Annotated in this window: 27 protein-coding genes and 1 other RNA gene; 12 read left to right on the top strand and 16 right to left on the bottom strand. The window is 72.9% G+C overall.

Annotated features, from left to right (window positions below; translation table 11 throughout):
* Positions 1-1,088: small ribosomal subunit Rsm22 family protein (locus ACFWRO_RS26950; RefSeq protein WP_384514072.1), on the bottom strand; the 1,088-nt coding region annotated here is incomplete at its 3' end.
* A gap of 9 nt (positions 1,089-1,097) precedes the next feature.
* Entirely contained in the window at positions 1,098-2,372 is a 1,275-nt protein-coding gene (locus tag ACFWRO_RS26945) for a Bcr/CflA family multidrug efflux MFS transporter (protein WP_384514070.1), read from the bottom strand.
* Positions 2,373-2,449: 77 nt separating this feature from the next.
* Between ACFWRO_RS26945 and ACFWRO_RS26940 the strand changes: the two genes are divergently transcribed.
* Positions 2,450-3,454 (top strand): Gfo/Idh/MocA family protein, encoded by a 1,005-nt coding sequence (locus ACFWRO_RS26940; RefSeq protein WP_384514069.1) that lies wholly within the window; start codon positions 2,450-2,452, stop codon positions 3,452-3,454.
* Here the strand turns inward: ACFWRO_RS26940 and ACFWRO_RS26935 are convergent.
* Entirely contained in the window at positions 3,441-5,102 is a 1,662-nt protein-coding gene (locus tag ACFWRO_RS26935) for an alkaline phosphatase D family protein (protein WP_384514067.1), read from the bottom strand. The two genes, ACFWRO_RS26940 and ACFWRO_RS26935, sit on opposite strands and share 14 nt — an antisense overlap.
* 135 nt (positions 5,103-5,237) lie before the next feature.
* Between ACFWRO_RS26935 and ACFWRO_RS26930 the strand changes: the two genes are divergently transcribed.
* Entirely contained in the window at positions 5,238-5,993 is a 756-nt protein-coding gene (locus tag ACFWRO_RS26930) for an SDR family oxidoreductase (RefSeq protein WP_384514065.1), read from the top strand.
* A gap of 34 nt (positions 5,994-6,027) precedes the next feature.
* Here ACFWRO_RS26930 and ACFWRO_RS26925 read toward each other — a convergent pair whose 3' ends face one another.
* Complete coding sequence (locus ACFWRO_RS26925) at positions 6,028-6,351, bottom strand: nuclear transport factor 2 family protein (protein ID WP_384514063.1); 324 nt, start codon at positions 6,349-6,351, stop codon at positions 6,028-6,030.
* A gap of 111 nt (positions 6,352-6,462) precedes the next feature.
* Between ACFWRO_RS26925 and ACFWRO_RS26920 the strand changes: the two genes are divergently transcribed.
* Together ACFWRO_RS26920 and ACFWRO_RS26915 are read left to right on the top strand one after the other, a co-directional pair.
* A complete protein-coding gene (locus ACFWRO_RS26920) occupies positions 6,463-6,789 on the top strand; it encodes a MazG-like family protein (protein WP_384514061.1) in 327 nt (108 codons plus the stop codon).
* 205 nt (positions 6,790-6,994) lie between these two features.
* Positions 6,995-7,177 carry a hypothetical protein gene (locus ACFWRO_RS26915; protein WP_384514060.1) on the top strand — a complete coding sequence of 61 codons (183 nt, stop codon included), beginning with the start codon at positions 6,995-6,997 and terminating at the stop codon, positions 7,175-7,177.
* Positions 7,178-7,239: 62 nt separating this feature from the next.
* Here ACFWRO_RS26915 and ACFWRO_RS26910 read toward each other — a convergent pair whose 3' ends face one another.
* Together ACFWRO_RS26910 and ACFWRO_RS26905 are read right to left on the bottom strand one after the other, a co-directional pair.
* The gene (locus ACFWRO_RS26910; protein ID WP_384514058.1) at positions 7,240-8,469 is read right to left on the bottom strand and encodes an MFS transporter; all 1,230 of its coding nucleotides are present in this window, start codon (positions 8,467-8,469) and stop codon (positions 7,240-7,242) included.
* Positions 8,470-8,557: 88 nt separating this feature from the next.
* Positions 8,558-9,151, bottom strand: a complete 594-nt coding sequence (locus ACFWRO_RS26905; protein WP_384514056.1) for a malonic semialdehyde reductase — start codon at positions 9,149-9,151, stop codon at positions 8,558-8,560.
* A gap of 116 nt (positions 9,152-9,267) precedes the next feature.
* Between ACFWRO_RS26905 and ACFWRO_RS26900 the strand changes: the two genes are divergently transcribed.
* Complete coding sequence (locus ACFWRO_RS26900; RefSeq protein WP_384514055.1) at positions 9,268-9,774, top strand: MarR family winged helix-turn-helix transcriptional regulator; 507 nt, start codon at positions 9,268-9,270, stop codon at positions 9,772-9,774.
* Positions 9,775-9,854: 80 nt separating this feature from the next.
* On the opposite strand, the gene rnpB is transcribed toward ACFWRO_RS26900, so the two are convergent.
* An RNA gene (gene rnpB / locus ACFWRO_RS26895) (RNase P RNA component class A) lies at positions 9,855-10,255 on the bottom strand.
* 191 nt (positions 10,256-10,446) lie between these two features.
* Between rnpB and ACFWRO_RS26890 the strand changes: the two genes are divergently transcribed.
* Both ACFWRO_RS26890 and ACFWRO_RS26885 read left to right on the top strand, forming a co-directional pair.
* Complete coding sequence (locus tag ACFWRO_RS26890; protein WP_384514054.1) at positions 10,447-11,211, top strand: MerR family transcriptional regulator; 765 nt, start codon at positions 10,447-10,449, stop codon at positions 11,209-11,211.
* Entirely contained in the window at positions 11,208-12,044 is an 837-nt protein-coding gene (locus ACFWRO_RS26885; RefSeq protein ID WP_384514052.1) for a hypothetical protein, read from the top strand. The genes ACFWRO_RS26890 and ACFWRO_RS26885 overlap by 4 nt, the downstream gene beginning before the upstream one ends.
* Here ACFWRO_RS26885 and ACFWRO_RS26880 read toward each other — a convergent pair.
* The gene (locus tag ACFWRO_RS26880) at positions 11,995-13,437 is read right to left on the bottom strand and encodes an RNB domain-containing ribonuclease (RefSeq protein ID WP_384514051.1); all 1,443 of its coding nucleotides are present in this window, start codon (positions 13,435-13,437) and stop codon (positions 11,995-11,997) included. The two genes, ACFWRO_RS26885 and ACFWRO_RS26880, sit on opposite strands and share 50 nt — an antisense overlap.
* 96 nt (positions 13,438-13,533) lie before the next feature.
* Here ACFWRO_RS26880 and yaaA point away from each other — a divergent pair, with 96 nt between their 5' ends.
* Together yaaA and ACFWRO_RS26870 are read left to right on the top strand one after the other, a co-directional pair.
* Positions 13,534-14,298: a peroxide stress protein YaaA gene (gene yaaA, locus ACFWRO_RS26875; RefSeq protein WP_384514049.1), complete on the top strand. Its 765-nt coding sequence runs from the start codon at positions 13,534-13,536 to the stop codon at positions 14,296-14,298.
* A gap of 77 nt (positions 14,299-14,375) precedes the next feature.
* Positions 14,376-15,020: a bifunctional 4-hydroxy-2-oxoglutarate aldolase/2-dehydro-3-deoxy-phosphogluconate aldolase gene (locus tag ACFWRO_RS26870; protein ID WP_384514047.1), complete on the top strand. Its 645-nt coding sequence runs from the start codon at positions 14,376-14,378 to the stop codon at positions 15,018-15,020.
* Positions 15,021-15,054: 34 nt separating this feature from the next.
* Here the strand turns inward: ACFWRO_RS26870 and ACFWRO_RS26865 are convergent, their stop codons facing one another.
* From ACFWRO_RS26865 to ACFWRO_RS26845, 5 genes are all read right to left on the bottom strand, one after another.
* On the bottom strand, positions 15,055-15,888 hold the full coding sequence (locus tag ACFWRO_RS26865; RefSeq protein WP_384514046.1) for a GNAT family N-acetyltransferase: 834 nt from the start codon (positions 15,886-15,888) through the stop codon (positions 15,055-15,057).
* A gap of 64 nt (positions 15,889-15,952) precedes the next feature.
* Positions 15,953-17,383, bottom strand: a complete 1,431-nt coding sequence (locus tag ACFWRO_RS26860) for a bifunctional RNase H/acid phosphatase (RefSeq protein WP_384514044.1) — start codon at positions 17,381-17,383, stop codon at positions 15,953-15,955.
* On the bottom strand, positions 17,383-18,126 hold the full coding sequence (locus ACFWRO_RS26855) for a zinc ribbon domain-containing protein (protein WP_384514106.1): 744 nt from the start codon (positions 18,124-18,126) through the stop codon (positions 17,383-17,385). The genes ACFWRO_RS26860 and ACFWRO_RS26855 overlap by 1 nt, the downstream gene beginning before the upstream one ends.
* The gene (locus tag ACFWRO_RS26850) at positions 18,123-18,947 is read right to left on the bottom strand and encodes a Nif3-like dinuclear metal center hexameric protein (RefSeq protein ID WP_384514042.1); all 825 of its coding nucleotides are present in this window, start codon (positions 18,945-18,947) and stop codon (positions 18,123-18,125) included. The genes ACFWRO_RS26855 and ACFWRO_RS26850 overlap by 4 nt, the downstream gene beginning before the upstream one ends.
* Before the next feature lie 157 nt (positions 18,948-19,104).
* Positions 19,105-20,145 (bottom strand): ABC transporter substrate-binding protein, encoded by a 1,041-nt coding sequence (locus tag ACFWRO_RS26845; RefSeq protein WP_384514040.1) that lies wholly within the window; start codon positions 20,143-20,145, stop codon positions 19,105-19,107.
* A 258-nt stretch (positions 20,146-20,403) separates the two neighbouring features.
* Here ACFWRO_RS26845 and ACFWRO_RS26840 point away from each other — a divergent pair, with 258 nt between their 5' ends.
* A complete protein-coding gene (locus ACFWRO_RS26840; protein WP_384514038.1) occupies positions 20,404-21,513 on the top strand; it encodes a hypothetical protein in 1,110 nt (369 codons plus the stop codon).
* 431 nt (positions 21,514-21,944) lie between these two features.
* Here ACFWRO_RS26840 and ACFWRO_RS26835 read toward each other — a convergent pair whose 3' ends face one another.
* From ACFWRO_RS26835 to ACFWRO_RS26825, 3 genes are read right to left on the bottom strand one after another with little or no spacing between them, the layout of a single operon-like run.
* Positions 21,945-22,886 carry a 3-oxoacyl-ACP reductase gene (locus tag ACFWRO_RS26835; RefSeq protein WP_384514037.1) on the bottom strand — a complete coding sequence of 314 codons (942 nt, stop codon included), beginning with the start codon at positions 22,884-22,886 and terminating at the stop codon, positions 21,945-21,947.
* Positions 22,887-22,922: 36 nt separating this feature from the next.
* Positions 22,923-23,999 carry a Zn-dependent alcohol dehydrogenase gene (locus ACFWRO_RS26830; protein WP_384514035.1) on the bottom strand — a complete coding sequence of 359 codons (1,077 nt, stop codon included), beginning with the start codon at positions 23,997-23,999 and terminating at the stop codon, positions 22,923-22,925.
* A 21-nt stretch (positions 24,000-24,020) separates the two neighbouring features.
* A complete protein-coding gene (locus ACFWRO_RS26825) occupies positions 24,021-24,875 on the bottom strand; it encodes a MaoC/PaaZ C-terminal domain-containing protein (protein ID WP_384514033.1) in 855 nt (284 codons plus the stop codon).
* A gap of 323 nt (positions 24,876-25,198) precedes the next feature.
* On the opposite strand from ACFWRO_RS26825, the gene ACFWRO_RS26820 reads away from it, so the two are divergent.
* Positions 25,199-26,101, top strand: a complete 903-nt coding sequence (locus ACFWRO_RS26820) for an ABC transporter ATP-binding protein (protein WP_384514031.1) — start codon at positions 25,199-25,201, stop codon at positions 26,099-26,101.
* The gene (locus ACFWRO_RS26815) at positions 26,098-26,817 is read left to right on the top strand and encodes an ABC transporter permease (RefSeq protein ID WP_384514029.1); all 720 of its coding nucleotides are present in this window, start codon (positions 26,098-26,100) and stop codon (positions 26,815-26,817) included. Before ACFWRO_RS26820 ends, ACFWRO_RS26815 begins: the two co-directional genes overlap by 4 nt.
* Positions 26,818-26,822 lie beyond the last annotated feature (5 nt).

Here is a 26,822-nt window from a genome sequence, read left to right as displayed (position 1 = left end):
GGGGGGCGCTGTCTTGGTCCCGCCCCGGGGCCCTGCCGACCGCCCGCGCGGGCCGCCCCCGCCCCCCCCGCCCCCGGCGCGGGGGGGGGGGCCGGGGCCCCCCCCCACTCGGTGTCCCTGGCCGCCTTGTACAGCGTCCCGTGGCGCTTCGTGACCGTCTCGCGGGTCAGCCCGGTCTCCTCGGGGCCGCAGAGGTCGAGCAGGACCTGGCCCTTGCGGAGCTGCGGCTTCCGGGTCACCCGCGAGGCCACCGGGGCGACGGGGAACCGGGTCGCCGCCACGTAGGCGAACTTCTCGTCCTCGTACGGCAGCGAACCGCCCTTCACCTGCCGGTGCAGCGAGGACCTGCTGACCCGGGCCGCGAAGTGGCACCAGTCCTTGCCCGGCTCGATCGGGCAGGCCCCGCTGTGCGGGCACGGCGCGGCGACGGTGAAGCCCGCCTCCACGAGGAGGGAGCGCGCGGCGATGATCCGTTCGTAGCCGTCGGGCGTGCCCGGCTCGACGATCACGACCGCCTGCGCGACCCGCGCGGCCTCGGTCACGAGCGCCGTCCGGTCGGCCTCGGTCAGCTCCTTCAGTACGTACGAGACGGTCACCAGGTCGGTGGCGTCGAGCCGCAGGGCGCCGCCGATCCGTGCCCGCCGCCACTCGGCGTCGAAGACCCCGCCGGCCAGTTCCCTGCCGAGGGCGAGGGCGGGCTCCGCCCAGTCGAGCACGGTGGTGCGCGGGGCGCCGCCCCAGGCCTCCGCGACCGCCCAGCTCGCCGCGCCGGTGCCGCCGCCGACGTCGGTGTGCGTGGCCGGCTCCCACGCGGGCGCCGCGCCCCGCAGGGCGTCGAGGCACGCCCGTACCGCCTCGAACGTCGCCGGCATCCGGTACGCGGCGTACGCGGCGACGTCGGAACGGTCGCGAAGGACCGGGGCGTCGGTCGGGGTGGTCCCCCGGTAGTTGGCGATCAGCCGGTCGACGGCCTGGGTCGCCTGGCGCGGCGGCAGCCCGCCGAGGAGCCCGGCGAGCGCGGCACGCAGCGCGTCGCCGGAGACATCGCCGGAGGCTTCACCGGAAGTGAGGGAGGTGGAGGCGTTCACCTCCACATTTTAGGCGGTCGGCTGGGACCGCCAGGGCCGGCAGAGCCCCAGGAAGCAGGCGAGCGCCCCGGCCGCGCAGACCAGCTGGACGACGGCCATCGGCACGGCCGTCGCCTCCCCCGCGATGCCGACGAGCGGGGACGCGATCGCGCCGATGAGGAACGACGAGGTGCCGAGGAGCGCGGAGGCCGAGCCCGCCGCGTGCGGGGTGCGCATCAGCGCCTGCGCGTTGGTGTTGGGCAGGACGAGACCCATCGCCGACATCAGGACGAACAGGCCGGCGGCCACGGCGGCGAGCGAGGGCTTCCCGAAGACCCCGGTCGTCATGACGAGCAGCGCCGCCGCGGCGAGCACGATCACGCCGAGGCCCCAGCCCAGCGTCTTGTCCATGCTGACCCGGCCGACGAGCAGCTTGCCGTTGATCTGGCCGACCGCGACGAGACCGATCGAGTTGAGGCCGAAGAGCAGGCTGAAGGTCTGCGGCGAGGCGCCGTAGATCTCCTGGACCACGAACGGCGAGGCGCTGATGTACGCGAAGAGCGCGGCGAAGCCGAGGCCGCCGGCCAGCACGTAGCCGGTGAAGACCCGGTCCGCGAGGAGCCCGCGCATGGTGCGCAGGGCCGCGCCCACGCCGCCCTCGTGGCGCCGCTCGGGCGGCAGCGTCTCGGCCAGCCACTTCCAGACCACCAGGGTCAGCAGGACGCCGATGACGGCGAGGACGTGGAAGACGCCCCGCCAGTCGGTGATCCGCAGGATCTGGCCGCCGATGAGCGGGGCGATGATCGGGGCGACGCCGGAGATCAGCATCAGGGTGGAGAAGAACCGGGCCATCTCGACGCCGTCGTACAGGTCGCGGACGACGGCACGGGCGATGACGATGCCGGCGGCGCCCGCCAGGCCCTGCAGCAGCCGGAAGCCGATGAGCAGCTCGACGGTGGGCGCGAAGGCGCAGACCGCGGTGGCGGCGACGTACACGAGCATGCCGATGAGCAGCGGGCGGCGGCGTCCCCACTTGTCGCTCATCGGGCCGACGACGAGCTGGCCGAGCGCCATGCCGGCGAGGCAGGCGGTCAGGGTCAGCTGGACGGTCGCGGCGGGCGAGCGGAGCATCTCGGTGACCTCCGGCAGCGCCGGCAGGTACATGTCCATGGAGAGCGGCGGGAGGGCGGTGAGACCGCCGAGGACGAGCGTGACGAGCAGGCTCGCGCGCCGGGCGGGGGCGGCGGGACCGGCGGATATGTGGGTGGGCGATCCCTGTTTCGTGGGCTGGCCGCTCTCCTGCATCGACTGCTCCATTTCGTTGAAACTTTCCCTATGCTCTCAGCTCGACGGGACAGGTCGAGACCTTTCTGGGGTGGCACATGCGGAAGACCGTGCGGTGGGGCGTGCTCGCGACGGGCGGGATCGCGGCGAAGTTCGCCGACGAACTGCGCGCGACGGGCGGCGCGGAGGTGGTGGCCGTGGCCTCCCGTACGGAGGCGTCGGCGCGGGCCTTCGCGGACCGGTTCGGGATACCGAAGGCGTACGGGGAGTGGGCCGCGCTCGCCGCCGACCCGGACGTCGACGTGGTGTACGTCGCGACCCCGCACCACGCGCACCGGGAGGCCGCCGGGCTCGCCCTGGCGGCGGGCAAGGCGGTCCTCTGCGAGAAGGCTCTCACCCTGAACGCGCGCGAGGCGGAGGAGTTGGTCGCGCTCGCCCGGGACCGTGGCCTCTTCCTGATGGAGGCCATGTGGATGTACTGCAACCCGCTGATCCGGCGCCTCGCGGAGCTGGTCCGGGACGGGGCGATCGGCGAGGTCAGGACCGTCCAGGCGGACTTCGGCCTGGCCGGCCCGTTCGCCCCCGACCACCGGCTGCGGGACCCGGCGGTCGGCGGCGGGGCGCTCCTGGACCTCGGCGTCTACCCGGTCTCCTTCGCACAGCTGCTGCTCGGCGAGCCCGACACGGTCCAGGCGCACGCGCTCCTTTCGCCCGAGGGCGTGGACCTGAACACGGGGATGCTCCTCGGCTGGTCGTCCGGGGCCTCGGCCCTGCTGTCGTGCTCGGTGGTGGCGGACACCCCGATGACGGCGTCCGTGACGGGCTCGGCGGGCCGGATCGATCTCCCGCACGGCTTCTTCTTCCCGGACCGCTTCACGCTGCGGCGGCACGGCCGGGAGCCGGAGGAGTTCGTGCTCGAGGGCGACGCCGACCGGCAGTCCCTCCGCCCGGAGGCGGAGGAGGTCATGCGCTGCCTGCGCGAGGGCCTGACGGAGTCCCCGCTCGTACCGCTGGACGGTTCGCTGGCGGTGATGCGGACGCTCGACGCGGTACGGGCCCGCGTCGGCGTCCGCTACCCGCAGGAACTCGCTATGCGGGCTTGAGCCCTGGATTCCCCGCCTCCGTGACATAGGACGCGGCCGTGGTGACCGGGGCGCCCGGGGTCGTCACGGCCGAGACCGTACGGAAGTCGGCGCGGGCGCTGTCCTGCCCGAGCGCGACCGTCACGTAGCCGCGCCGCCCGTTGTAGAACTTCAGGTGCGGGTTGGCGGCGGTGAGGTTGTCGTAGTTGGCGGGCCGGTCGGCGCCGTCCTTGCCGCTGGCGATCGAGGTGGCGACGATCTCGGTGCCGAGGGTGCGGGAGGCGGGGTCGCGGTGGTCGGCCTTGATGTCGAGGCCGTAGCCGACGTGGACGTCGCCGGTGAGCACCATCAGGTTCTCGACGCCGGCCGCCGTCGCGCCGTCCAGGATCCGCTGCCGGGAGGCCGGGTAGCCGTCCCAGGAGTCCATGGAGAGCTTGAAGGCGTCGGTCGGCACGTCGCGCCGCTCGGCGAAGACGACCTGCTGCGGGACGACGTTCCAGAGCGCGCGCGAGGCGCGCCAGCCGTCGAGCAGCCAGCGTTCCTGCGTGGCGCCGGTCATGGTGCGGCTCGGGTCCTCGGACTCGGGCCCGGGGACCCGCCAGCCGTCGCCGTACGCCTGGTCGGAGCGGTACTGGCGGGTGTCCAGGATGTCGAACTGGGCGAGCCGCCCGAAGCGGAGCCGCCGGTAGAGCCGCATGTCGGCCCCCTCGGGCTGCTGGGGCCTGCGGAGCGGCTGGTTCTCCCAGTAGGCGCGGTAGGCGGCGGCGCGGCGGAGCAGGAACTCCTCCGGTGGCACGTCGTTCTCGGGGGTGCCGCCCGCGTAGTTGTTCTCGGTCTCGTGGTCGTCCCAGGTGACGGCGAAGGGGTGCGCGGCGTGGGCGGCCATGAGGTCGGGGTCCGACTTGTAGAGGGCGTACCGCAGCCGGTAGTCCTCCAGGGTGATCGTCTCCCGGTTGAAGACGGTGGGGAGCCGGCGGTCGGTGTAGGCGCGGGCGCCGCCGGTGGCGTTGACGGCGTACTCGTAGAGGTAGTCGCCGAGGTGGAGGACGAGGTCGACGTCTTCCTGGGCGAGGTGCCGGTAGGCGGTGAAGTAGCCGTCGTGGTACGCCTGGCAGGAGACGGCGGCGATCTTGAGCCCGGTTATTCGGGCACCGGGGGCGGGTGCGGTACGGGTACGGCCGACGGGGCTGGTCCAGTCGCCGACGAGGAACCGGTAGTAGTACACGCGGTCCGTGTCGAGGTGGTCGACGGGGACGTGGACGCTGTGCTGGAACTCGGGGTGCGCGGTGACGCCGCCCCGCCGTACGACACGGGTGAAGCGCTCGTCGTGGGCGAGCTCCCAGCGGACGGCGACCCGGGTGCGGGGCAGTCCGGCGTCGGGCTCGAAGGGGCGCGGCGCGAGCCGGGTCCACAGGAGCACGGAGCCGGGGAGCGGGTCGCCGGACGCGACCCCCAGGGTGAACGGGTTCTCGGTGATCCGGCGCGGGTTCAGCTGGGCGGCGCTCGCGGCGCCGGCGGCCGGCAGCTGGACGGCGAAGGCGAGCGCGGCGGCCGCGCCGGTGGCGGTGAGGAATCGGCGGCGGGTGGCGCCCTCGAAGTGCCGGGCGGCGGCGCGGAGTTCGTCGGTGTGGGCGGACCTGTCGGCTGCGGGTATGTGTGCGTACGTCATGTGCCCCTCCCCTGACGGATGTTGTCCGTGAGGCATTGGAGTGGCGCGGGACGACCGTGGGTTGTCGCGTACAGAACATCCGCGTGTCGGACGGATGAGTTCCCTGTGCACCGATCTCCCGTACGCTGCGCGCCCATGAGCACTGAGTCGCGGGTCGCGGTGGTGACGGGAGCGGGTTCGGGCATCGGCCGGGGTGTGGCCCTTGCCCTGGCCGGCGCGGGCTGGCAGGTGGCGCTTGCGGGCCGCAGGCGGGAGCCCCTGGAGCAGACGGCGGCGCTGTCACCCTCCTCGGACGTCGTGTGCGTCCCGACGGACGTGACATCGCCGGAGGCGGTGGCGGCGCTCTTCGACTCGGTACGGGAGAGGTGGGGCCGGGTCGACCTGCTGTTCAACAACGCGGGCACGTTCGCGGGCGGCGGGACCCCGGTGGAGGAGCTGGCCTACGAGACCTGGCGCTCGGTCGTGGACGTCAACCTGACGGGCGCGTTCCTGTGCGCGCAGGCGGCCTTCCGGACGATGAAGGACCAGTCACCGCAGGGCGGCCGGATCATCAACAACGGCTCGATCTCGGCGCACGTACCGCGCCCGCACTCGATCGCGTACACGGCGACGAAGCACGCGATGACCGGCCTGACGAAGTCCCTGTCGCTGGACGGCCGCCCGTACCGGATCGCCTGCGGTCAGATCGACATCGGGAACGCGGCGACGGACATGACGGCGCGGATGCAGACGGGCATCCTGCAGGCGAACGGGCAGCTGGCGCCGGAACCGGTGATGGACGCGGCGGACGTGGCGGCGACGGTCGTGCACATGGCGGCTCTGCCGCTGGAGGCGAACGTGCAGTTCGCGACGGTGATGGCGACGAACATGCCGTACATCGGACGGGGGTAGGGGCTCCCGCCCCCACCCCCCACCCAACGGCGGCTCAGGCCTGCCCGGTCTCGAACCGCGCGACCTTCCCGCCGACGACGTCGAACCGCCAGGCGGTCCGCATCTCGCCCCAGGTGTCGTTGCGGTAGTTGGCGACGAGGGTGCGCCCTTCGTCCTTCTGCGACTCGACGGCCATGTGGCCGTTCGAGGAGAAGATCTCCTTCTCGGTCCACTCGGCGATGTCCCGGTCGGAGCCGTCGTCGGACATGGTGGCGTCAGGCGTGAGAGCCGCCTGGAATGCCTGCTGGTCGTTGGCGTTGAGGGCGGCGACGAAGGCACGCACGGCGGGGTCGCTGATCTTGTCGACAGGAATCGTCATGGACCTACGGGTACACCGCCCACCCCCGCCCGCCACGGACCCGGGCCGGAGGTGTGACGCGCGCCGGTACGGGGACTCGGCCACCTGGCGGAGCTGGCAGGCTTCGGTCCCATGACCGACCTCACGGACGACCCCTGGACGACGATCACCCGCCTGGCCTCCTGGATCTCGGCCCACCACACCCTCCCGCCCGAACAGGACGTCCTGCTGCGCGTCCTGAAGCTCTCGGAGGAGGTCGGCGAGGTGGCGGAGGCGGTGATCGGCGCGACGGGCCAGAACCCGCGCAAGGGCACTACCCACACCTGGCAGGACGTCGAGTCGGAGCTGTGCGACGTGATCATCACGGCGATGGTGGCCCTGCGCACCCTGACCCCGGACGCACCGGAGGTCTTCGCGGGCCATGTCCGCAGGGTGGCGGCCCGCTCGCTGGAGGACTGACGCTTCCTCCGGGCCGGCGTTGTCGGTCCCGTACGGCCAGGGGCCGGGGCGTTGTCAGTCCCGTACGCCCCGGGGGCCGGGGGCATTGTCAGTCCCGTACGCCCCGGGGGCCAGGGCATTGTCAGTCCCGTACGCCATCCTTGGGCGCATGCCCATGCCGATGCCCCGAGCCGCCTGCCCCGTCTGCGGCCGCACCGTCGCCCTGATGCCCACGAAGAGACTGGGCCACGGCGCGGTCGTCGACCACAAACAGGAACGCAAGTCCTTGCTCCTGTGCACCGGTTCGGCCACCCACCTCCCCCTCGCCCACGCGACGGCCTGGCAGCTGGAGCTGGTTGCGAGGGACGCGGCGTCCCCCACGCCCGACGAGACGATGCCGCTCTTCTGACAGCAAGACCGCGTTTCGCGCCCCGGTGACCGGCGGTACCGGCCATTCCCCCGGCGGGGAGGTCAGCCGCCCAGTGTGATCAGGGCCGCGATGGCCGGGCCGAAGGCGCCGCCCAGCTGGTAGCAGAGGCTGAACAGGCCGATCGCCGTGGGGCGCTGGGGGGTCGGCACGGACTGGGTGGCGTAGACCGCGAGTACGGCCTGGCCCGCGCTCGTCGCGAGGACGGCCAGCGTCGCGACCGGCAGGAGCAGCGGCGCCCAGGGGGTCAGGACGGCGGCGAGCGGAGCCAGCGCTCCGACCGTGAGCAGGATCGTCAGGACCCGCGGGCGGCCGAGCCGGGCCGCGGCCGCGGCAAGGACCATGGAGAGCACGGAGCCCACGAGGAGGGCGACGAGCTGGCCGCTGCCGATGGTCGAGGTCGACCAGTCGGTACGGTCGCGCAGCAGCTGCGGGACCGTGAAGAGCAGCGTGAAGTACGAGGTCGCGAAGGCGCAGGCGAGCAGGGCGGAGAGGACGAAGGCCCGGGTGCGCAGCAGCTCCGCGGGGACGAAGCCCGTGGGGTGGGACCGGATGTGCCGGGCGAGGAGCGCGGCCGCGATCAGCGAGGCGGCCACCGCCGGGAGCGGGTGGCGCGGGATGAGGACCAGGGCCGTCGCCGTCAGGACCAGCAGGGCGGCGCCCCGGCCGTCGAAGGGGGTGGTCCGCGGGGGCGCGGACAGGTCGGCGCGGCGCATGACCGCCGGCAGGGCCAGGAGGGCGATCGCCCCGACGGCGAGGGACACCCGCCAGGAGGCCGTACTCGCGATCGTCGAGCCGAGCAGCGGCCCGACCGCGCCCAGCGTCCCGAAGCCCGCCGTGATCACCCCCATCCGGCGGACCGAGCCCGCCAGGCTCATGGCCGCGGTGACCAGGCCCGCGCCGCCCACCGCCTGGGCCGCCCGGCCCGCCATGGCCAGCGGCAGCCAGGGCGCCACGGCGACGACCGCGGTACCGGCCACGATCAGGGCCGCGCTCAGCCGGAGCGTGTCGCCCAGGCCGCGGCGCCGCAGCAGACCCGCCATCAGCGGGGTGCCGACGGCCATGGCCCAGGCGAAGACCGTGACGAGCCAGGTCGCAGTGGCCGTGGAGATGCCGAGCGAGCCGGCCATGTCGGGCAGGATCAGGACCGGGCTGTTGGCGCCGGCGGCGACGGGTGCGGCCAGCAACGCCAGCCATGCGGCCGGGACGGGGCGCGAAGGCGGTGTGGGAGCCGACACCTGTGCGGCGGGGCGAGGGATGGCTGGCAGAGTCATGACAGGCTCCGGGAAGGTGACGGGGTCGGCGCGGAGTACGAGGGGAATCGACAGGAAGCCGGGGGCGCGGAGGCCTCGGGGACGGCGCTCAGACCGTAGTGACGACCTCGTCGTAGGAGAGCCGCGGCGAGCGCGGGTACCAGGCGTCCGCTCCGGGGCGGCCGATGTTCACGACCATCAGGGGCGTGTGGTCGTCGTCCAGGAACTCCTTCCGTACGCCCGGGAAGTCGAAGCCGGTCATCGGCCCCGCGGCGAGGCCGGCCGCGCGCACGCCGAGGATGAAGTACGCCGCCTGGAGGGTCGCGTTGAGCAGCGCGGACTCCTCGCGGACCGGGCGGTCGGCGAAGAAGAGGTCCTTGGCCTGCGGGAAGTGCGGGAGCAGCGCGGGGAGTTCCTCGTGGAACTCGTTGTCGGCGGCGAGGATCGCGACCAGCGGCGCGGCCGCGGTCTTGCGCCCGTTCCCCTCGGCCATGAGGTCGACGAGCCGCGCGCGGGCCTCGTCGGAGCGGACCAGGACCACCCGCAGCGGCGACTGGTTGAAGGCGGTCGGGGCGTACTTGACGAGGTCGTAGATCGCCTGCACCTGACCATCGGTCACCGGCTCGGCGGTGAAGGTGTTGGCGGTGCGGGCCTCACGGAAGAGGAGGTCCTGGGCGGTGACGTGGAGAGCGAGCTGGGACATGGGGTGCTCCTGCCGTTCAGTCTTGATAATCTCAACGTTGAAATAAAAGCAGCCCAACTCCTTCAACGTCAAGTGTCTTAACGTTGAGAAGATGTCCATTGAGTGGAGTGACGTTCATGAGCGATGCGGTGGACGCGATCGTCGGCCAGTGGGCCGAGGAGCGCCCCGACGTGGTGGAGGACCTCTGGCCGGTGCAGCTCTTCGCCCGGATCCAGCGGCTGGCCCGGGTGGTCGACAAGTCAGTCAGCGCGGCGGCCGCCGCGCACGGCGTGGAGCACGGCGAGTTCGACGTGCTCACCACGCTGCAGCGCTCCGGGCCGCCTTACACCCTCACCGCCGGGGCCTTCGTCAAGGCATCCATGGTGACCTCGGGTGCGATCACCAACCGCATCGACAAGATGGAGGCCAAGGGCCTGGTCGAGCGCGTACGGGACGCAGAGGACCGGCGCACCATCAAGATCCGCCTCACCGAACACGGCCACGAGGTCACCAGGGCCGCCTTCGCCGACCACCTGGCGAACTACGCGCGACTGCTCGCCGACGTGGACCGCGCCGTGGTCGAACAGACCGCGGGGGGCCTGCGCCAGGTGATGGAGGCACTGGGCGACACGACCATCAAGTGAGCGGGGCCGGGCGCCGGGCCCGCCAGTTCGCGAAGAAAAGGCCTCTGACCTGTATTTCCTGGCCAGAGGCTGGAGAGCGGCAGACGAGTCGGGCTGTACGCCGGGTTCTGTTCCCCGGGACCTCGCGGTCGTCGGGGTGACGGCCATCCATCTAGGGCCGGCGTTGCCGCCGGCCTCGTGCGGTCTACCCGCGAACTCGGGCGGGCAGCCCTCGGTCGTTCGCGCAGAGTCGTCCGAGGACGACCCCTCTTGACCTTGCTCCGGGTGGGGTTTACCTAGCCGCCTGAGTCGCCTCAGGCGCTGGTGGTCTCTTACACCACCGTTTCACCCTTACCGAGGACCGAGGTCCCCGGCGGTCTGCTTTCTGTGGCACTGTCCCGCGGGTCACCCCGGGTGGCCGTTAGCCACCACCCTGCCCTGTGGAGCCCGGACGTTCCTCGGGAGGATCCGAGGATCCCCACGCGGCCGCCCGCCCGGCTCGTCTGCCGTGCCGACCATGCTACCCGGCGCGTCCCGCCCGCTTGACCCGCAGGGACCCGCGTCTCGCCCGCTTGACCCGCACGGACCCGCGTCGCGTCCGCTTGACCCGCAGGGACCCGCGTCCCGCCCGCTGACCCGCAGGGACCCGCGGCCGCTTGACCTTGTCGCAGCGTCAGGGTTTGTACTGGGCTCATGCGAATCGGCGAGATCGCCGCCCTCGTCGGGGTCACCCCGCGGGCCGTGCGGCACTACCACCACCTCGGACTGCTGCCCGAGCCCGTACGGCGGGCCAACGGCTACCGCGAGTACGGCATCCGGGACGCCGTCCTGCTCGCCCGGATCCGGCGCCTCGCCGAGCTCGGGCTCGGGCTCGACGAGGTGCGGGACGTGCTCGCCGACGACGAGGGGCGCGAGCTCGTGGAGGTGCTGGAGGAGCTCGACGCCGACCTCGGGCGGCAGGAGGCCGTGATCCGGGCGCGCCGGGAGCGGCTCACCGAGCTGCTCGGGGAGGCGCGGGCCGGTCGGCTGACCGCCGAGGGGCCCGTCTCCCCGGAGCTGGCCGGGCTGTTCTCGGGCCTCGGCGAGGTCCCGGAGTCCCCGATGGCCGCCAAGGACCGGGAGATCCTCGCCCTGCTCGACACCGTCGCCCCGGACGAGGACCGCTCGCGGCTCATCGGCGCGATGCGCTCCATCACCGAGGACCCCGACGCCGTCGCCCGCGCCCACGACGTGTACGTGCGGCTCGACGCACTCGCCCACGCCGCGGCCGACGACCCGCGCGTGGCGGAGGCCGGGCAGGCCCTCGCCGACGTCCTGCCGGACTCGCTCGTCGCGGACATCGGCGAGCAGGGCATGCCGCGGGGGCCGATCACCGAAGCCTTCTTCGGCGACTTCTCCCCCGCCCAGACCGCCGCCCTCCACCACGCCTTCCACCTGCTCCGGGAGCGGAACCGATGAACACCCTCATCCGCCTCATGCGCGCCGTCGCCTACGTCTTCCTCCCCGCCGAGGTCGTCCTCCTCGTCCTGCTCGTATCGGGGGTACGGATACCCCCGGCCGCCCTCGCCGCCGCCGAGCTGGTCGGCCTGGTGCTGTTCGTCATCGGCGCCGGCGTCTTCCTGCGGCTCTGGCGACGCGAGGGCTCCGCCCGCCGGGCCCTCGGCGAGCTGGTGCCCGAGCCCGTGCTCCGGATCATCGGGCACGAGCTGCGCCTGATGACGAGCCTCGCCCTGTGGGTGGGCCGGCGGCGCGTCGGCGTACGCCCCGGTGACCAGGCGTTCGGGCACGCCCGCGACCAGGCGGCCCTGATGTACGGCTTCGCCTTCGTCTGCCTCGTCGAGACCGTCGGCATGTCGTACCTGCTGGCCGACTGGCCCGTCGTCCACGCGATCGTGCTCGTCCTGGACGTGTACACGGTCCTGTTCGTCCTCGGGCTTCACGGCGCCTCCGTCGTCCACCCGCACGTCCTCACCGCCGACACGCTCCACCTGCGGCAGGCCGCGCACGTCGACCTCCGCATCCCGCTCGACCGGATCGCCTCCGTACGGCACGAGCTGGTCTTCACCCACGACAAGAAGAAGGAGGGCGAGCTGAACCTCGCCGTCGCCTCGCAGACCTCCGTCACCATCGAGCTGACCGAGCCCTTCGACGCGCCCAGGTTCTTCGGCGGGACCCGGCCGGTACGGATCGTGCGCTGTCACGCCGACGACGCCCGGGCGCTCCACCGGGAGCTGAGCACCGTCACGCGGGCGCGAACAGCACCTTCGCCGCTCCCGGGTCGGCGTGTGTGAGCCGGACCCGCAGCCACTCCCCGAGCGGCAGCGCGGCCGTGCCGCCCTCGATCCGGGCGACGACCGCGGGATCGTCCAGATGGACGGTCCCGACGGCCGGTTCGCGCTCCTTCACATCGATCACGTACGCGTCGAAGACCTCGCCGATCCGCCCGGCGAGCAGCGCCGCCTCGACGATGTCGACGGACTCGCGCTCGATGGTGTTCGCGCGCCGCGAGCCGGCCGCCATCTCGTCGGGGAGGGCGGGGAGCGCGGCCCGTACCCACTCCGGCGGCTCCTCGCCCGCCACGGCGGAGACGCACAGCTCGCCCGCGTACCGGTCGACGAGCCGGCGCAGCGGCGCGGTGCAGTGCGTGTACTCGTCGGCGACGGCCGCGTGGACGGCGGGCGTGGGGACGCTGCCGTCGGTGAAGACGGAGTAGCCGGCGCCGCGCAGCAGCGTCGTGCACTCCTGCAGGAAGGCGGCCTGGCGCGGGTCGGTGGGGTCGGCGGCGCGGACGACGTCGGCGTACGAGACGTGGTGCGGCCAGTCGACGCCGAGGGCGTGCGCGGAGCGGCGCAGCCGGGCGACCTCGCCGACGGGCGCGGTGGGGAGGGTGCGCAGGATGCCGGTGCCGGCGGCGGTCATGAGGTCGGCGGCGGCCATGCCGGTCAGGAGGGAGATCTGGGCGTTCCAGCCGTCGGCGGGCAGCGGGGCGCGGTAGTCGAGCGCGTACGTGTGGTCCTGCTCGACGATCTCCTGCTCGGGCACGTTGAGGGAGATCCCGCCGCGTTCGCCTTCGAGGGCCTCGCGGAGCCGCCCGATGTCCCGGAGGAGGGCGAGCGGTTCCTCGGCCGTACCGGAGTCGATCTGCCGCTGCACGCCCGCGTAGTCGAGCTTGGCGCGGCTGCGGACGAGCGCGCGGCGCACGTCGGTGGCGACGCGGCGGCCCTCCGCGTCCAGGTCGATCCGCCAGAGGAGGGCGGGGCGGGGTTCGCCGGGGAGGAGGCTCGCGGCGCCTTCGGAGAGGACGGTGGGGTGGAGGGGCACCTTGCCGTCGGGGAAGTAGAGGGTGAGGACGCGGCGGTGGGCCTCGGCGTCGAGGGCGGAGCCGGGCGCGACGAAGGCGGCGACGTCGGCGATGGCGTAGTGCACGCGGTAGCCGCCGTCGGCGCGGCGGGCGAGGTGCATGGCCTGGTCGAGGTCCGTGGAGGTGGGCGGGTCGATCGTGAAGAACGGGATGTCGGTGGCGTCGTGCCCGGGAAGGCTGGGCGCCTTGGCCGCCGCCTCGGCCTCGGCGAGGACGTCCGGCGGGAAGGTGTCGGGGATCGCGAGCTCGGTACGGAGTGCGCGCAGGGCGGCCCGCAGCGGAGCCTCGGCTGCGCCGGTCACGTGAAGGTGGCGGCGGGGCATGGACCGAGCGTATGGCGCGGGGCGGGGCCCGGCACTTTGTAGGCTGAACGTCCTGGGGCCGCACCCCCAGCCCCGGTCGTACGAAGGAGAACCACCGTGCTCGTGCTGTTGCCGCCGTCGGAGGGTAAGGCCGCGTCGGGGCGGGGGGCGCCGCTCAAGCCGGAGTCCCTGTCGCTGCCGGGACTGGCCGGGGCACGGGCGGCGGTCCTGGACGAGCTGGTCGAGCTGTGCGTCGCCGACGAGGAGAAGGCCCGCGAGGTACTCGGGCTGAGCGAGGGGCTGCGCGGCGAGGTCGCCAAGAACACGGAGCTGCGGACGGCCGGTGCCCGTCCTGCCGGTGAGATCTACACGGGCGTGCTGTACGACGCGCTGGGCCTGGCCACGCTCGACCCGGCGGCCCGGAAGCGGGCACGGAATTCGCTCCTGGTGTTCTCGGGGCTGTGGGGCGCGGTCCGGGTGGACGACCGGATCCCGTCGTACCGCTGCTCGATGGGCGTGAAGCTGCCGGGGCTCGGCGCGCTGGTCGCGCACTGGCGGCACGCGATGGCGACGGTCATGCCGGAGGCGGCCGGGGACGGGCTCGTCCTGGACCTGCGGTCCTCGGCGTACGTGTCGGCGTGGAAGCCGAAGGGCGAGGTGGCTGCCCGGACGGCGACGGTACGGGTCCTGCACGCGCCGACGCGGAAGGTGGTCAGCCACTTCAACAAGGCGACGAAGGGCCGGATCGTCCGCAGCCTCCTGGAGGCGGGCGCGGCCCCGAAGGACCCGGCGCAGCTGGTGGAGGCGCTGCGGGACCTGAAGTACGTGGTGGAGGAGGGGAAGGCGGGGGCGCTGGACGTGCTGGTGGACGAGATCCACTAGGGGACGGGAGGGCAGGGGTGTTGCGCCCTGCGCAACGCTCGTTGCGGAGGTTGTCGCGGCCGGGCAGGATGGGCGCCATGACCTCCGCGCTGCCCTCCGCCTCCGCCTCCGTTCTCGACCTCGCCCCCGTCGTCCCGGTCGTGGTGATCGAGGACGCCGCCGACGCCGTACCGCTGGCCCGGGCGCTCGTCGCGGGCGGTCTGCCCGCGATCGAGGTGACCCTGCGGACGCCCGCCGCGCTCGACGCGATCCGGGCGATCGCCGCCGAGGTCCCGGACGCCGTCGTCGGCGCGGGCACCGTCATCACACCGGCGGGCGTCGCGGACGCGGTCGGCGCGGGCGCCCGTTTCCTGGTGAGCCCCGGCTGGACGGACGGCCTGCTGGACGCCATGAAGACCTCCGGCGTCCCGTTCCTGCCGGGCGTCTCGACCACCTCGGAGGTCGTGGCCCTCCTCGAACGCGGGGTGAGCGAGATGAAGTTCTTCCCGGCCGAGGCGGCGGGCGGCGTCCCGTACCTGAAGTCCCTCTCGGGCCCCCTCCCCCAGGCCCGCTTCTGCCCGACCGGCGGCGTCTCCCTGACCTCGGCCCCGTCGTACCTGTCCCTGCCCAACGTCGGCTGCGTTGGCGGCACGTGGATGCTCCCCGCCGACGCCCTCGCGGCCCGCGACTGGGCGCGGGTGGAGACCCTGGCGCGCGAGGCGGCGGGGCTGCGCGCCCGCTGACCGGTCGTCAGGAGCGTTTCAGGGCTCCTGGTCGTCAGGTGATCGTCAGGCCCACGTGGTCGATCACGGGGCGGTACCCCAGCCGTCGGTACAGCGCGTTGCTGGTCGGGTTGGCCACGTCCGTGAAGAGGAGGACCTGGGCCGCGCCCGCGTCCAGGGCGGCTCGGGTGACCGCCGTGGTGACGGCGGCCGCGTAGCCGCGACCGCGCTGCTCGGCCGGGGTGAAGACCGGTGAGACCCGGGCCTGGCCCGCGACGATGCGCGAGACGCTCGCCATCGAGACCGGTCCGGCTTCGTCCGTCTGCCAGAGGTGGAGGCGGCCCTCGGCGACGCGGGGCTCGATGTTCGGGGTGAAGTCGACGTCGGCTTCCTCCCCGATGTCGCGCGCGAACTGCCGCATCCACTCCACCGCGAGGGGGATGTCCGCCGCACCCGCCACCCTCGCCCGGCCCGGCGGCGCCGGGTCCGGTGGCGTGAGGTCGCCAAGGCGGTGCAGCCGCATCCGGCGCGCGGTCGCCCACGTCCGGCCCGACACCCGGCACAGCTCCCGCGCGAACGCCTCCGCCGTCTCCTCCTCGCCCCGTACGCCCGTCAACTCGGCCGCGTCCGGCAGGACATGGGCGAGGGCGCGCGCGGCCACGGCGGGCATCGGCCCGAGCGCCGGCTCGTGGCGCAGGGTGAACAGGAATGCGCCGGTGACCCGGCCGTCCGGCTCGGCCCACCAGCCGTACCGGCCGGATTCGAGGGGCCGTCTGCGGGCGCCTTCGCTGACGGTCAGCAGGACGGTGTTGCGGGCGGGGTCGGCCGCGAAGTGGTCCACGGCCGCGGCCCGGAAGGCTTCGGCGTCCTCGGTGATGTGCCACGTCATGGCGACGATGGTGCTACGGGAGGAAGGGGCGGGCCATCGATTTCCGTGGCCCGCCCCTTCCTGATCACCGCAGGTGGCTGGTGTCGTTCAGAAGCCGTACCGACGCGTTGCCGTCCGCGTAGTACGCGACCGCCGACAGCGAGGCCGCCGACAGCTCCATCCGGAACAGCGACTCCGGCGGGGCGCCGAGGGCCAGCCGGACCAGGGTCTTGATGGGCGTGACGTGCGTGACGAGCAGGACCGTACGGCCCGCGTACGCGGCGGTCAGCCGATCTCTGGTCGCCGAGACGCGGCGGGCGACCGTCGCGAAGCTCTCGCCGCCGCCGGTCGGGGCGGCCTTGGGCGAGGCGAGCCAGGCGTCGAGGTCCTCGGCGTACCGCTCGCGCACCTCGGCGAAGGTCAGGCCCTCCCAGGCGCCGAAGTCGGTCTCGCGCAGCCCTTCCTCGATGCGTACGTCGAGTCCCAGGCGGGCGGCGACCGCCTCGGCGGTCTGGCGGCACCGCTTCAGGGGCGAGCTGACGATCTCCTGGATCGTGCCGCGCGCGGCGAGCGCGGTGGCGACGGCGTCGGCCTGCCGCAGCCCGGCGGCGGACAGCTCGGGGTCGGTGCCCCCGCTCCCGGAGAACCGCTTCTCGGGCGTGAGCGCCGTCTCCCCGTGCCGCAGCAGGACGAACGTGGCCGGCGCCCCCATGTCGGCGGACCCCCAGCCGGGAGAGGCGGTAGTGGGTGCGGAAGCCTGCACCGAGGCCTCGGCCTCGAAGTCGCCGCTCGACGCGGACGCGCGCTCCGCCGCCCCGGCCGCCGCCAGGGCGGCACGGGCCTGCGCCGCGACGGTCTCGTCGGCAGGGAAGAGCCCCTCGTCGGAACGGACCGCAGCGAGTCCCTCACCTGAGCCCGTACGGGTAGCAGTGCCACTACCCGAGCCCGCAATCGCCGCCCTCGCGCGGGCCGCGCCCGCCGTCGCGTCTCCCGGTGGGCCCGCCGGGGCAGCGGACGCCGCGTTGCGGGCCGCCGACGTGTCAAGGGCGGCCGTGGACGCCGACGGCTCCCACTGCTTGCCGCGCTTGCCCGCGTCCATCGCCTCGTTCGCGAGCCGGTCCGCGTGCTTGTTCTTCTCGCGCGGGATCCACTCGTAGCGGACCTGGCTCGCCGGGAAGATCCGGGCCGCCTCCGCCGCCAGCGGCTTCATGTCCGGGTGCTTGATCTTCCAGCGGCCCGACATCTGCTCGACGACCAGCTTGGAGTCCATCCGGACGTGCACCTTGGCGTCCGGGAACAGCTCGCGCACCGCCTTGAGGCCGGCCACCAGGCCCTTGTACTCGGCCACGTTGTTCGTCGCGACGCCGATGTACTCGGCCCGCTCGGCGAGCGTCTCGCCGCTGACCGGGTCCAGGACCACGGCGCCGTAGCCGGCGGGGCCCGGGTTGCCCCGGGAGCCTCCGTCGGCCTCGACGACGACCTCGCCGACCCCGGCCCCTCCGCTCCTGGCCGTCATTACAGGCCGGACTCCGACGTGCGGACCAGGATCCGGCGGCAGTTCTCGCAGCGCACCACCGTGTCCGCCGCGGCCGCGCGGACATCGTTCAGCTCGGTGATGTTCAGCTCGATGTGGCAGCCCTCGCACTTGCGCTGGTACAGCCGGGCCGCGCCGACGCCGCCCTGCTGCTCGCGCAGCTTCTCGTAGAGCTTCATCAGGTCCGCGGGGACGGTGCCGGCCACCAGCTCGCGCTCCTTGCCGACCGAGGCGGCCTCGCTGTCGAGCGCGCCCTGCGCCGCGTCGCGGCGGGCGGTCGCGTCGTCGGTCTTGGCCTGGACGGCGGAGGACCGCTCGGTCAGCTCCGCGACCCGCTCGGTGGCGGACTCACGGCGCTCCATGACCTCGAGGACGATGTCCTCCAGGTCGCCCTGGCGCTTGGCGAGCGAGGTGATCTCGCGCTGGAGGCTCTCCAGGTCCTTCGGGGAGGAGACTGCGCCCGAGTCGAGGCGCTGCTGGTCTCGGACGGCGCGCTGGCGCACCTGGTCGACGTCCTGCTCGGCCTTGGTCTGCTCGCGGGCGCAGTCGCTCTCCTCGGTCTGCGCGGCGACGAGCAGGTCGCGCAGCTGGGTGACGTCCTTGGTCAGCGACTCGATCTCGGCGTGCTCGGGAAGGGACTTGCGCTTGTGGGCGAGCTGCTGGAGACGGACGTCGAGGGACTGGACGTCGAGGAGTCGGATCTGGTCGGCGGGCGCGGCGTTCAGTTGGGGGCTCCAGGGGAGGTGTGATGGGAGGACCAGGGGTCGGTGACCGTCTTCGAGACGTGGACGCGCAGGTCCCATGCGTGGCGGTCGGAAATCTCGTCGAGCTGGGCGGCCGCCTGCTCGCACCAGGGCCATTCGGTGGCCCAGTGGGCGGCGTCGACCAGGCCGATCGGCGCGTGTTGGGTGGCCTCGGACACCGGGTGGTGGCGCAGGTCGGCGGTGAGGAAGGCGTCCACGCCCGAGGCCCGTACGGCGTCGAAGAGGCTGTCGCCTGAGCCGCCGCTGACGGCGACCCGGCGCACGGTCATCCCCGGGTCGCCGGCGACCCGGATGCCCTGCGCGGTGGCGGGCAGCCGCTTCGCGGCGCGGGCCGCGAACTCGGCCAGCGTCTCGGGGTGGTCCAGCTCGCAGATCCTGCCGAGGTTGTTCTCGGGGACCAGGGGGCCGGTGATGCGCAGGTCGAGGGCGCCGGCGAGGGCGTCGGAGACGCCGGGGTCCGCGGTGTCGGCGTTGGTGTGCGCGACGTGCAGGGCGATGTCGTGCTTGATCAGGGTGTGCACGACGCGGCCCTTGAAGTGGTAGGCCGCGACCGTCGTCGTACCGCGCAGATAGAGCGGGTGGTGCGTGACGATCAGGTCGGCGCCGAGCGCGATCGCCTCGTCCGCGATCTCCTGGACGGGGTCGACCGCGAAGAGGACGCGGCCGATCTCGGCGTCGGGATCGCCGCAGACCGTGCCGACGGCGTCCCACTGCTCGGCCCGCTCGGGCGGCCAGAGGGCGTCGAGCGCGGCGATGACTTCGGACAGACGGGGACGAGACACGAGGGAAAGGCTACCTGGCCCCCACGCCCCGCCGTCCTGCCTGTGGACAACCGCGGAAAGCACCGCTCTCCGCCGGTCGTCCGCTCCGTCTACTTCTTCACGAGGGCCGGTCATCCACGTCGTCTACTTCTCCACGAGGGCCGGTCGTCCGCTCCGTCTACTTCTTGACCAGGTCCGCGCGCAGGTCGTCCAGGACGCTGTTCGCCGCGGTCACGCCGAGGCCCAGGTACCAGGTCTCGTCCGGGACGTCCTTGGCCTGACCGGCCTTGACCGCCTTCAGGTTCTTCCACAGCGGGTTGCCCTGGGCGGTGTCGCGCTTGGTGGCCTTCGGATCGCCGTAGACGCCGGTGAAGATCCAGTCGGCGTCGGCCTGGTCGATCTTCTCGGGGCTGATCTCCGCGGCGAGCTCGTCGACCTGCTGGTTCTTGGGCCGGGGCAGGCCGGTGTCCTCAAGGATCGTGCCGATGAAGGACGCCTTGGCGTAGAGCCGGATCTTGCCCGGGAGGTACCGGACCATGGACACGGACGGCTTGTTGGGGCCGATGTCCGTACCGAGCTGCTTGGCCTTCGTCTCGTACGTCGCGAGCTTCGCCTTCGCGTCGGCGGTCTTGTCCAGGGCCGCCGCGTTGAGGAGGTAGTTCTCCTTCCAGGTGAAGCCGGGGCGGATGGAGAAGACGGTGGGGGCGATCTTCGAGAGCTCGTCGTACTTGTCCGCGGCGCGCAGCTGGCTGCCGAGGATCAGATCGGGCTCCAGGTTGGCGATCGCTTCGAGGTTGAGGTTGTTGATCGTTCCGACGGATTTGGGGGCGCCCGCGTCCTTCTGCAGATACGTGGGAATGCCATCGTCCCCCTCGGCGGGGGCGTAGCCGACGGGCTTGATCCCGAGCGAGACGACGTTGTCGAGCTCGCCGACGTCGAGGACGACGACCCGCTTCGGGGCGGCCGTGATCTCCGTCTTGCCCAGCGCGTGGGTGAGCGTGCGCGGGAACTGGCCGGGCTTGGCGTCGGTCCCCATGGCCGCGGTCTTGGCCGCCGCGTCGCCGAAGTCCTTGCCGCCCGTCGCGACGTCCTTCTTGGCGGCGCCGTCCTTCTTTTCCGAGGTGGCGGCCGGTGCGTCGGCGCCGCCTCCGCAGGCCGCGAGGGAGAGCGCGGCGGCGAGGGCTACGGCTGCGGCGGTGCCGCGGCGGCGGAGGGACATGGGGTGACTCCTGTACGGATACGAGGGCGGTGCGGCGCGGAAGCCGGTGCGCGGCCGGCGCGGGGCGGGCCCACACCCGGAGTCACAGGCTCCACTTAGGATCGCCTTACCTTACGTACCACTCATCTCTCCAGCACACCCGGCCCCCTCCCCTCAGCAGAATCGATTCACGGCCACCCTTATGTGTGAAGTGACCGGTCTCGTGTTGTTCGGCAGGAAGTGCGAAAACTAGCTTCGGTGGCCGGAGGTGACGAGTCGATGACAGCCTGTGCCATCGAGACAACGACGGACGACCGCGGCGCGGTGCGGCCGGCGCGCTTCACGATCACGGCGAACGGCGCGTACGCGGCGCGGCTCGCCGGCACCGGGGACGCCCTGTACGCGGAGCGGTGGACCCTGGACGGACCGGAGCCGTACGCCGTACCGCTCCCGCTCGACCAGCCCGAGGAAGCCCACACCCAGCTGCTGCCGCTCGCGGACGGGCGGGTGCTCATCGGCCGCCGGGTGGACGGACAGCGGCACACGTTCTGCCTGCTCTATCCGACGGGCCCGGGGACCGGCCAACTCCCCCTGGGCGCCGTCGAGGCCGAGGATCTCGTCCTCCTGCCGCCCTCCCCTGACGGCATCTGCGGCTACGCGATGTGCGTCGGCGCGGACACCACCACGATCTGGCTGGTGGCGGGCGGCGCGTTCGGCCCCGAGCAGGTCGCGGAGGTCAAGGGCCGCTGCACGGGCGGCGTCTGGCTGGACCGTACGGGACGGATGCTGGCCCTCGACCGGTGCCTGGACGGCGGCCCGGTGAAGGCGGTCGCGGTCGACCTGGAGCGCGGGGGCGAGGTGACGCCGCTGCTCCAGATCACCGAGGAGAGCCACGACCGGCTGCTCCTGGCCGACCCGGACAGCGGACTGCTCCTGATCCGCTCCGACGCCCCCTCCCCGGGCCACGAGCGGCTCGGCTGGGGCGTCCTTGGCAGCCTGCTGCCGATCCGCTTCCCGGAGTGCCTGCGGCTCGACGACGCGGCGGTGACCCCCTTCGCCGTACAGCCGGGGCAGGTGCTCCTTCCGGAGAGCTGCTCGGTCGCGCTGCGGATCGACGCGGCGGCCGGGAGCTGGGTCGGCATGTGGCAGCCGACCGGCCGGCGGATGCACCACCTGGCCGCGCCGACGGGATGGATGGCCGGCTCGGGCGTCTGGACGCCGGAGGGCGTGCTGCGACTGCCGTACGCTACGCAGGACACGTCCTGCGGCCTCGCAGGGCTCACGGTCCCGCCGGACCCGGAGCCGGTCGCGGTCAGGGTCGAACCGCGCGTCTGCCGCCCCGTACCGCTCCAGCAGGCTCCCCTCGCCGACCGCAAAGCCGCTGGCTAGACTCGCGGCCGCACGACAACAGCGATCAATACGGGGTGAGTTCCACCATGTCGGAAGCGCGTACGGACGGCTCGGAGCAGCAGGCCTCCGGTAAGCATCGCGGCGAGGCGGCGCCGTCGGAGGACTCCACGTCCTCCCCCCACGGCCGCCACCGCCGCGACGCGGATCAGTAACACCAGCCGCAACAACGAAAACGGCCCCGGGGCATCCCTCCGGGGCCGCTCTCGTCTCCGCGCACCAATGCTCGACCGCCGACGCTCGACCGCCGACCCATCGCGGCGGACCACCGCGGGCCCTTCGGGGTCGTTCTCATCGCCCCCCCGAGGCGCGACGCAGCCGCCGCGCCTCGGGGGGGCGGGGCAGCGCCCCCGTCTCGTCAGAGTTTCGGGAAGGGGTGGGGTGGGGGAACTCCCTCACCCCACCGCCCCGCCCTACCCCCGCTTCAGCCCCAGCACCTCCGCCGCCGCGAACGTCTCGCCCGCCGGGCGGCCCGCGTAGTGCGGGGACAGCAGCCCGTCCAGCTCCTCGTACGTGAACGCGTCCTTCGCCGTGTCGAACTTCGCCGACACCTTCGGCCGGTCCACGATCGCGACCATCCCGCCGTGGACGACGAGGAGTTGGCCGTTGACGGCCGCCGCCGCCGGGGACGCCAGGTAGCCCACGACCGGCGCCACGTGCTCCGGTGCCAGCGCATCCAGCTCGCCGTCCCCCGGCTCCGCGAAGCCCGCGAAGACGTCCTCCGTCATCCGGGTCCGGGCCCGCGGGCAGATCGCGTTCGCCGTGACGCCGTACTTCGCGAGGGCGAGCGCCGTCGAGGTCGTCAGGCCCACGATCCCGCCCTTGGCCGCCGCGTAGTTGGGCTGGCCCGCCGAGCCGGCCAGGAACGCCTCGGACGAGGTGTTGACGATCCGGCCGTACACGCCGGTCTCCCCCGCCTTCGCCCGCCCCCGCCAGTGCACCGCCGCGAAGTGCGTGGTGTTGAAGTGGCCCTTGAGATGGACCCGGATCACCGAGTCCCACTCCTCCTCGCTCATCGAGAAGACCATCCGGTCCCGCAGGATGCCCGCGTTGTTGACCAGGATGTCCAGCTTCCCGAACTCGCCCACCGCCAGGTCCACCAGGCCCCGCGCGGTCTCGAAGTCGGCGACGTCGCCCAGGTGCGCGACCGCACGGCCGCCCGCCGCCCGGATCTCCTCGGCGACCTCCTCGGCGGGGGTCGCCGACGCCTCGCCGGAGCCGTCGCGCCCCGGCTGGCCGTAGTCGTTGACGACCACGGCCGCGCCCAGGCGGGCGAGTTCCAGCGCCTCGGCCCGGCCGAGGCCCCGGCCGGCGCCGGTGACGATCGCGGACAGCCCCTCAAGAGGGAGTGACATCGAAGGGAGTGACATCGATTCGCGTCCTCTCTGGTCTCAGATCTCGATGCAGGTGCGGAGCGCGACGCCCGTACGCATCTGCTCCAGCGCCTCGTTGATCCCGGAGAGCGGCACCCGGTGGGTGATCAGGGACTCCAGGTCGATCCGGCCCGCCCGCCAGAGCGCGATGGCCCGCTCGTACGAGCGCATGACGTCACCGCCGCCGTACATCGACGGCAGGATCCGCTTCTCGTCGAAGAACAGCTCGAACATGTTGAGCTGCAGGTAGTCGTCGAGCGCGCCCGCGCCGACGACGCAGAGGGTGCCGCCGCGCCGGGTCGTCTCGTACGCGGTACGGGCGGTGGCGGACTTGCCGACGACCTCGAAGACGTAGTCGAAGCCCTCGCCGGCGGTGACGCGCTGCTTGGCGTCCGCGAGCGCGTCGGGGGCGACGGCCTCGGTCGCGCCGAAGCGGAGGGCGGCCTCGCGCCGGGACTCGACCGGGTCGACGGCGATGATCTGGGCGGCTCCCTGGAGCTTGGCGCCCTGGATCGCGGAGATGCCGACACCACCGCAGCCGATGACGGCGACCGAGGAACCGGCCTCCACCTTCGCGGTGTTGATGGCCGCGCCGAGCCCGGTGGTCACGCCGCAGCCTATGAGCGCGGCGATGTCGAAGGGCACGTCGTCGGGGATCGGGACGGCGCAGCCGGCGTCGACGACGACCTCTTCGGTGAAGGTGCCGGTCCCCGCGAAGCCGAAGACCTCCCCTCCGGGCCTACGGAAGTTGGGGGTACCGGCGTTCATGAAGCCGGCCAGACAGAGCTGGGTCTGGCCGCGCTTGCAGGCGGGACACGTGCCGCACGCGGGCAGCCAGCACAGCAGCACCCGCTGCCCCTCGCTGAGCCCGGTGACCCCGTCACCGATGTCGAGGATCTCGCCCGCGCCCTCGTGGCCGGGGATGAACGGGGCGGGCTGCGGAAGCACGCCGCTCATCGCGGAGACGTCGGAGTGGCACAGCCCGGTCGCCCTGACCCGGATCTTGACCTTGCCGGGGCCGAATCCCACGGCCTCGACGTCGTCGAGGACCTCCAGTTTGTCCTGGCCGATCTCGTGCAGTACGGCTGCGCGCATGGTGCGGCTCCAATCGCCCGATCAGGAATACTCGACGAGGGTGTCGGCGAGCACGGGAGCGTCGTCGCGCTCCACGGCCGTCACCGACACCTGGACGCGGCCGTCCCCGGTCCACATCCGGATACGCAGGGTCTCGCCGGGGAAGACGATCCCGGCGAAGCGGGTGCGGTACGAGCGGACCCGGGCGACGTCCCCGCCGAGCACCGTGTCCACCACCGCCTTGAGGGTCATTCCGTAGGTGCAGAGTCCGTGCAGGATCGGCCGGTCGAAGCCGGCGAGCGCGGCGAACTCGGGGTCGGCGTGGAGCGGGTTCCAGTCGCCGGAGAGCCGGTACAGCAGCGCCTGGTCCTCGCGTACGGGACGCTCGACGGTCTTCTCGGGCTCGCGGTCCGGGAGTTCGAGCCGCTCGGAGGGTCCGCGGTCGCCGCCCCAGCCGCCCTCTCCGCGGACAAAGATCTGCGCGTCGCTGGTCCACAGCGGGCCGTCGTCGTCGGCGACCTCGGAACGCAGCACGAGGACGGCCGCCTTGCCCTTGTCGTACACGGCGGCGACGCGGGAGGTGGTGACGGCCCGGCCCTTGACGGGGACCGGCCGGTGGAGCGTGATCGTCTGGCCGCCGTGCAGGACGGCGGCGAGGTCGATGTCGACGCCGGGCGCGGAGAGCCCGCCGACGACCCCCATGCCGGCGCCGGCGACGGTGGCGAAGCTGGGCAGGACGTGGAGCCTGGATTCGAGGGTGTAGCGGAGCTCGCCGGGGTCGGTCGCCGGGGTTCCGGCGCCAAGTCCCAGGTGGTAGAGCTGGACGTCCTTGTGGTCCCAGCCGATCTCGGCGCTGCGGGGCTCGGCGGCGACGGCCTTGGCGGCATCAATGGGCATGGGGATGCTGCTCCTTGGAGATCCGTGAAGGTCGAGAGGTGTGGAAGACCTCGGTGCGACCGTCCGCACCGTCGGCCGCACCGAGGCCGTGCGGGGACCGTCCCGTACGCGCCCGTTCTTCCGTTCTAGAACGCGTTCTAGGTCGGTGATCCTCATGTATAGCCGAGCGGGGGTGAGTTGAGAAGCCCTCGGGAGCGGACATCTGACGCCACGTCAGCTTCATGGCGCCAGCGACCTCATCGGCCGGGCAGGACATTTGTCACTGCCAGGTCCGTACATCCACGCCTGCCGCGCACCTGGGCCGGATCCGTAGCTTCGACGGCATGAGGAACGAACCCGCGGTGGTCTTCGAGGCCACGACGAAGAGCTACGGAAGCGTGCGCGCTGTGGACGGTGTCGACCTGACCGTCCGCCGTGGCGAGACGGTGGCCCTGCTCGGCAGGAACGGCGCCGGGAAGTCCACGGCGATCGGTCTGATGCTGGGCCTCGCCGAGCCCGACGGCGGCCGGGTGTCGCTGTTCGGCGCGGCCCCGGCCCGGGCCGTGGAGGCGGGCCGGGTCGGCGCGATGCTCCAGGAGGGCCGGCCGGTCTCCCGGGTGACGGTCCGCGAGCTGGTCGCCTTCGTCGCCCGCACCTACCCGGCCCCACTGCCGGTGGCCGAGGCCCTGGAGCTGGCGGGCCTCACGGAACTCGCCGGCCGCCGTGTCGACCGGCTCTCCGGCGGCCAGGCGCAGCGGGTCCGGTTCGCCCTCGCCCTCGCGGGGAGCCCCGAGCTGATCGTGCTCGACGAGCCGACCGTCGCTCTGGACGTGGAGGCCCGCGAGGCGTTCTGGGACGCGATGCGCGGGTACGCCCGCCGGGGCAACACGGTCCTCTTCTCCACCCACTATCTGGAGGAGGCCGACGCCCATGCCGACCGGATCGTCGTCCTCGACGGGGGCCGCGTCCTGGCCGACGGCACGGGCGAGGAGCTCAGGCGCGCGGGAGGCGGCAGCCTCGTCTCCTTCGACCTGGCGGGCGGGTCGAGCGAAGGGCTCGCCCACCTCCCCGGCGTGACCTCGGTGGAGATACGGGGAGACCGCGCCCGGCTGCGCACCGACGACTCCGACGCGACCGTCGTCGCTCTCGCGGCGCTGAACGCGATCCGCGGCCTGGAGGTCGCCCCGGTGTCGATGAACGACGCCTTCCTGTCCCTGACCCGACGCACCCTGGAGACGACCTCGTGATCACCGCGTACGTACGACTCGAGGTCCGCCGGTCCCTGCGCGACGTCGGATTCGCGATCGGCAGCATCGGCGTGCCGGTGATGATGTACCTCCTGTTCACCAACCTCGGCACGGACGAGGCCGTGTGGAAGACCGCCTCGATGGTCGGCATGGCGGCGTACGGAGCGGTCAACGCGGCGCTGTCCGTGGGGACGGGGATCGCCGAGGACCGGTCCGTCGGCTGGCTGCGGCAGCTGCGGATCACCCCGATGACACCGCGCCAGGTCGTCATCGGGCGCGCGCTCACGGGGTCGGTGATCGTCCTGCCCGCCCTCACCGCCGTCCTCCTCGCCGGCGCGGTCGTCAACGGCGTCCGGATGGCCGCCTGGCAGTGGGCCGCGGTCGCCTTGGCCCTCTGGCTCGGTTCGCTCCCCTTCACCCTGCTCGGCCTCGGCAACGGCTACCGCCTCTCCGCCCAGACCACCGGGGTCGTCAACGTGGCCTGCAATCTGGGGCTCGCGGTCGTGGGTGGCCTGTGGTTTCCCGTGGAGCTCTTCCCCGACTGGCTGCGTGTGGTCTCCTCGTACACGCCGACGAACCGCTTCGCGGAGCTCGGCCGGGCACTGACGGAGGGCTCCGCACCTGGCCTCGCGGCGATCGCCGTGATCACCGTGTGGGCCCTGCTGTTCGGCCTGTACGCGACGGATTCGTACCGTCGCTCGGGGAGGCGGACGTGAGGACG

Origin of the sequence: Streptomyces sp. NPDC058579 (assembly GCF_042718575.1) — a bacterium.
Lineage (GTDB): Bacteria > Actinomycetota > Actinomycetes > Streptomycetales > Streptomycetaceae > Streptomyces.
Note: the sequence above shows the minus strand (reverse complement) of the source record. Positions and strands in the feature narration are given on the sequence as shown.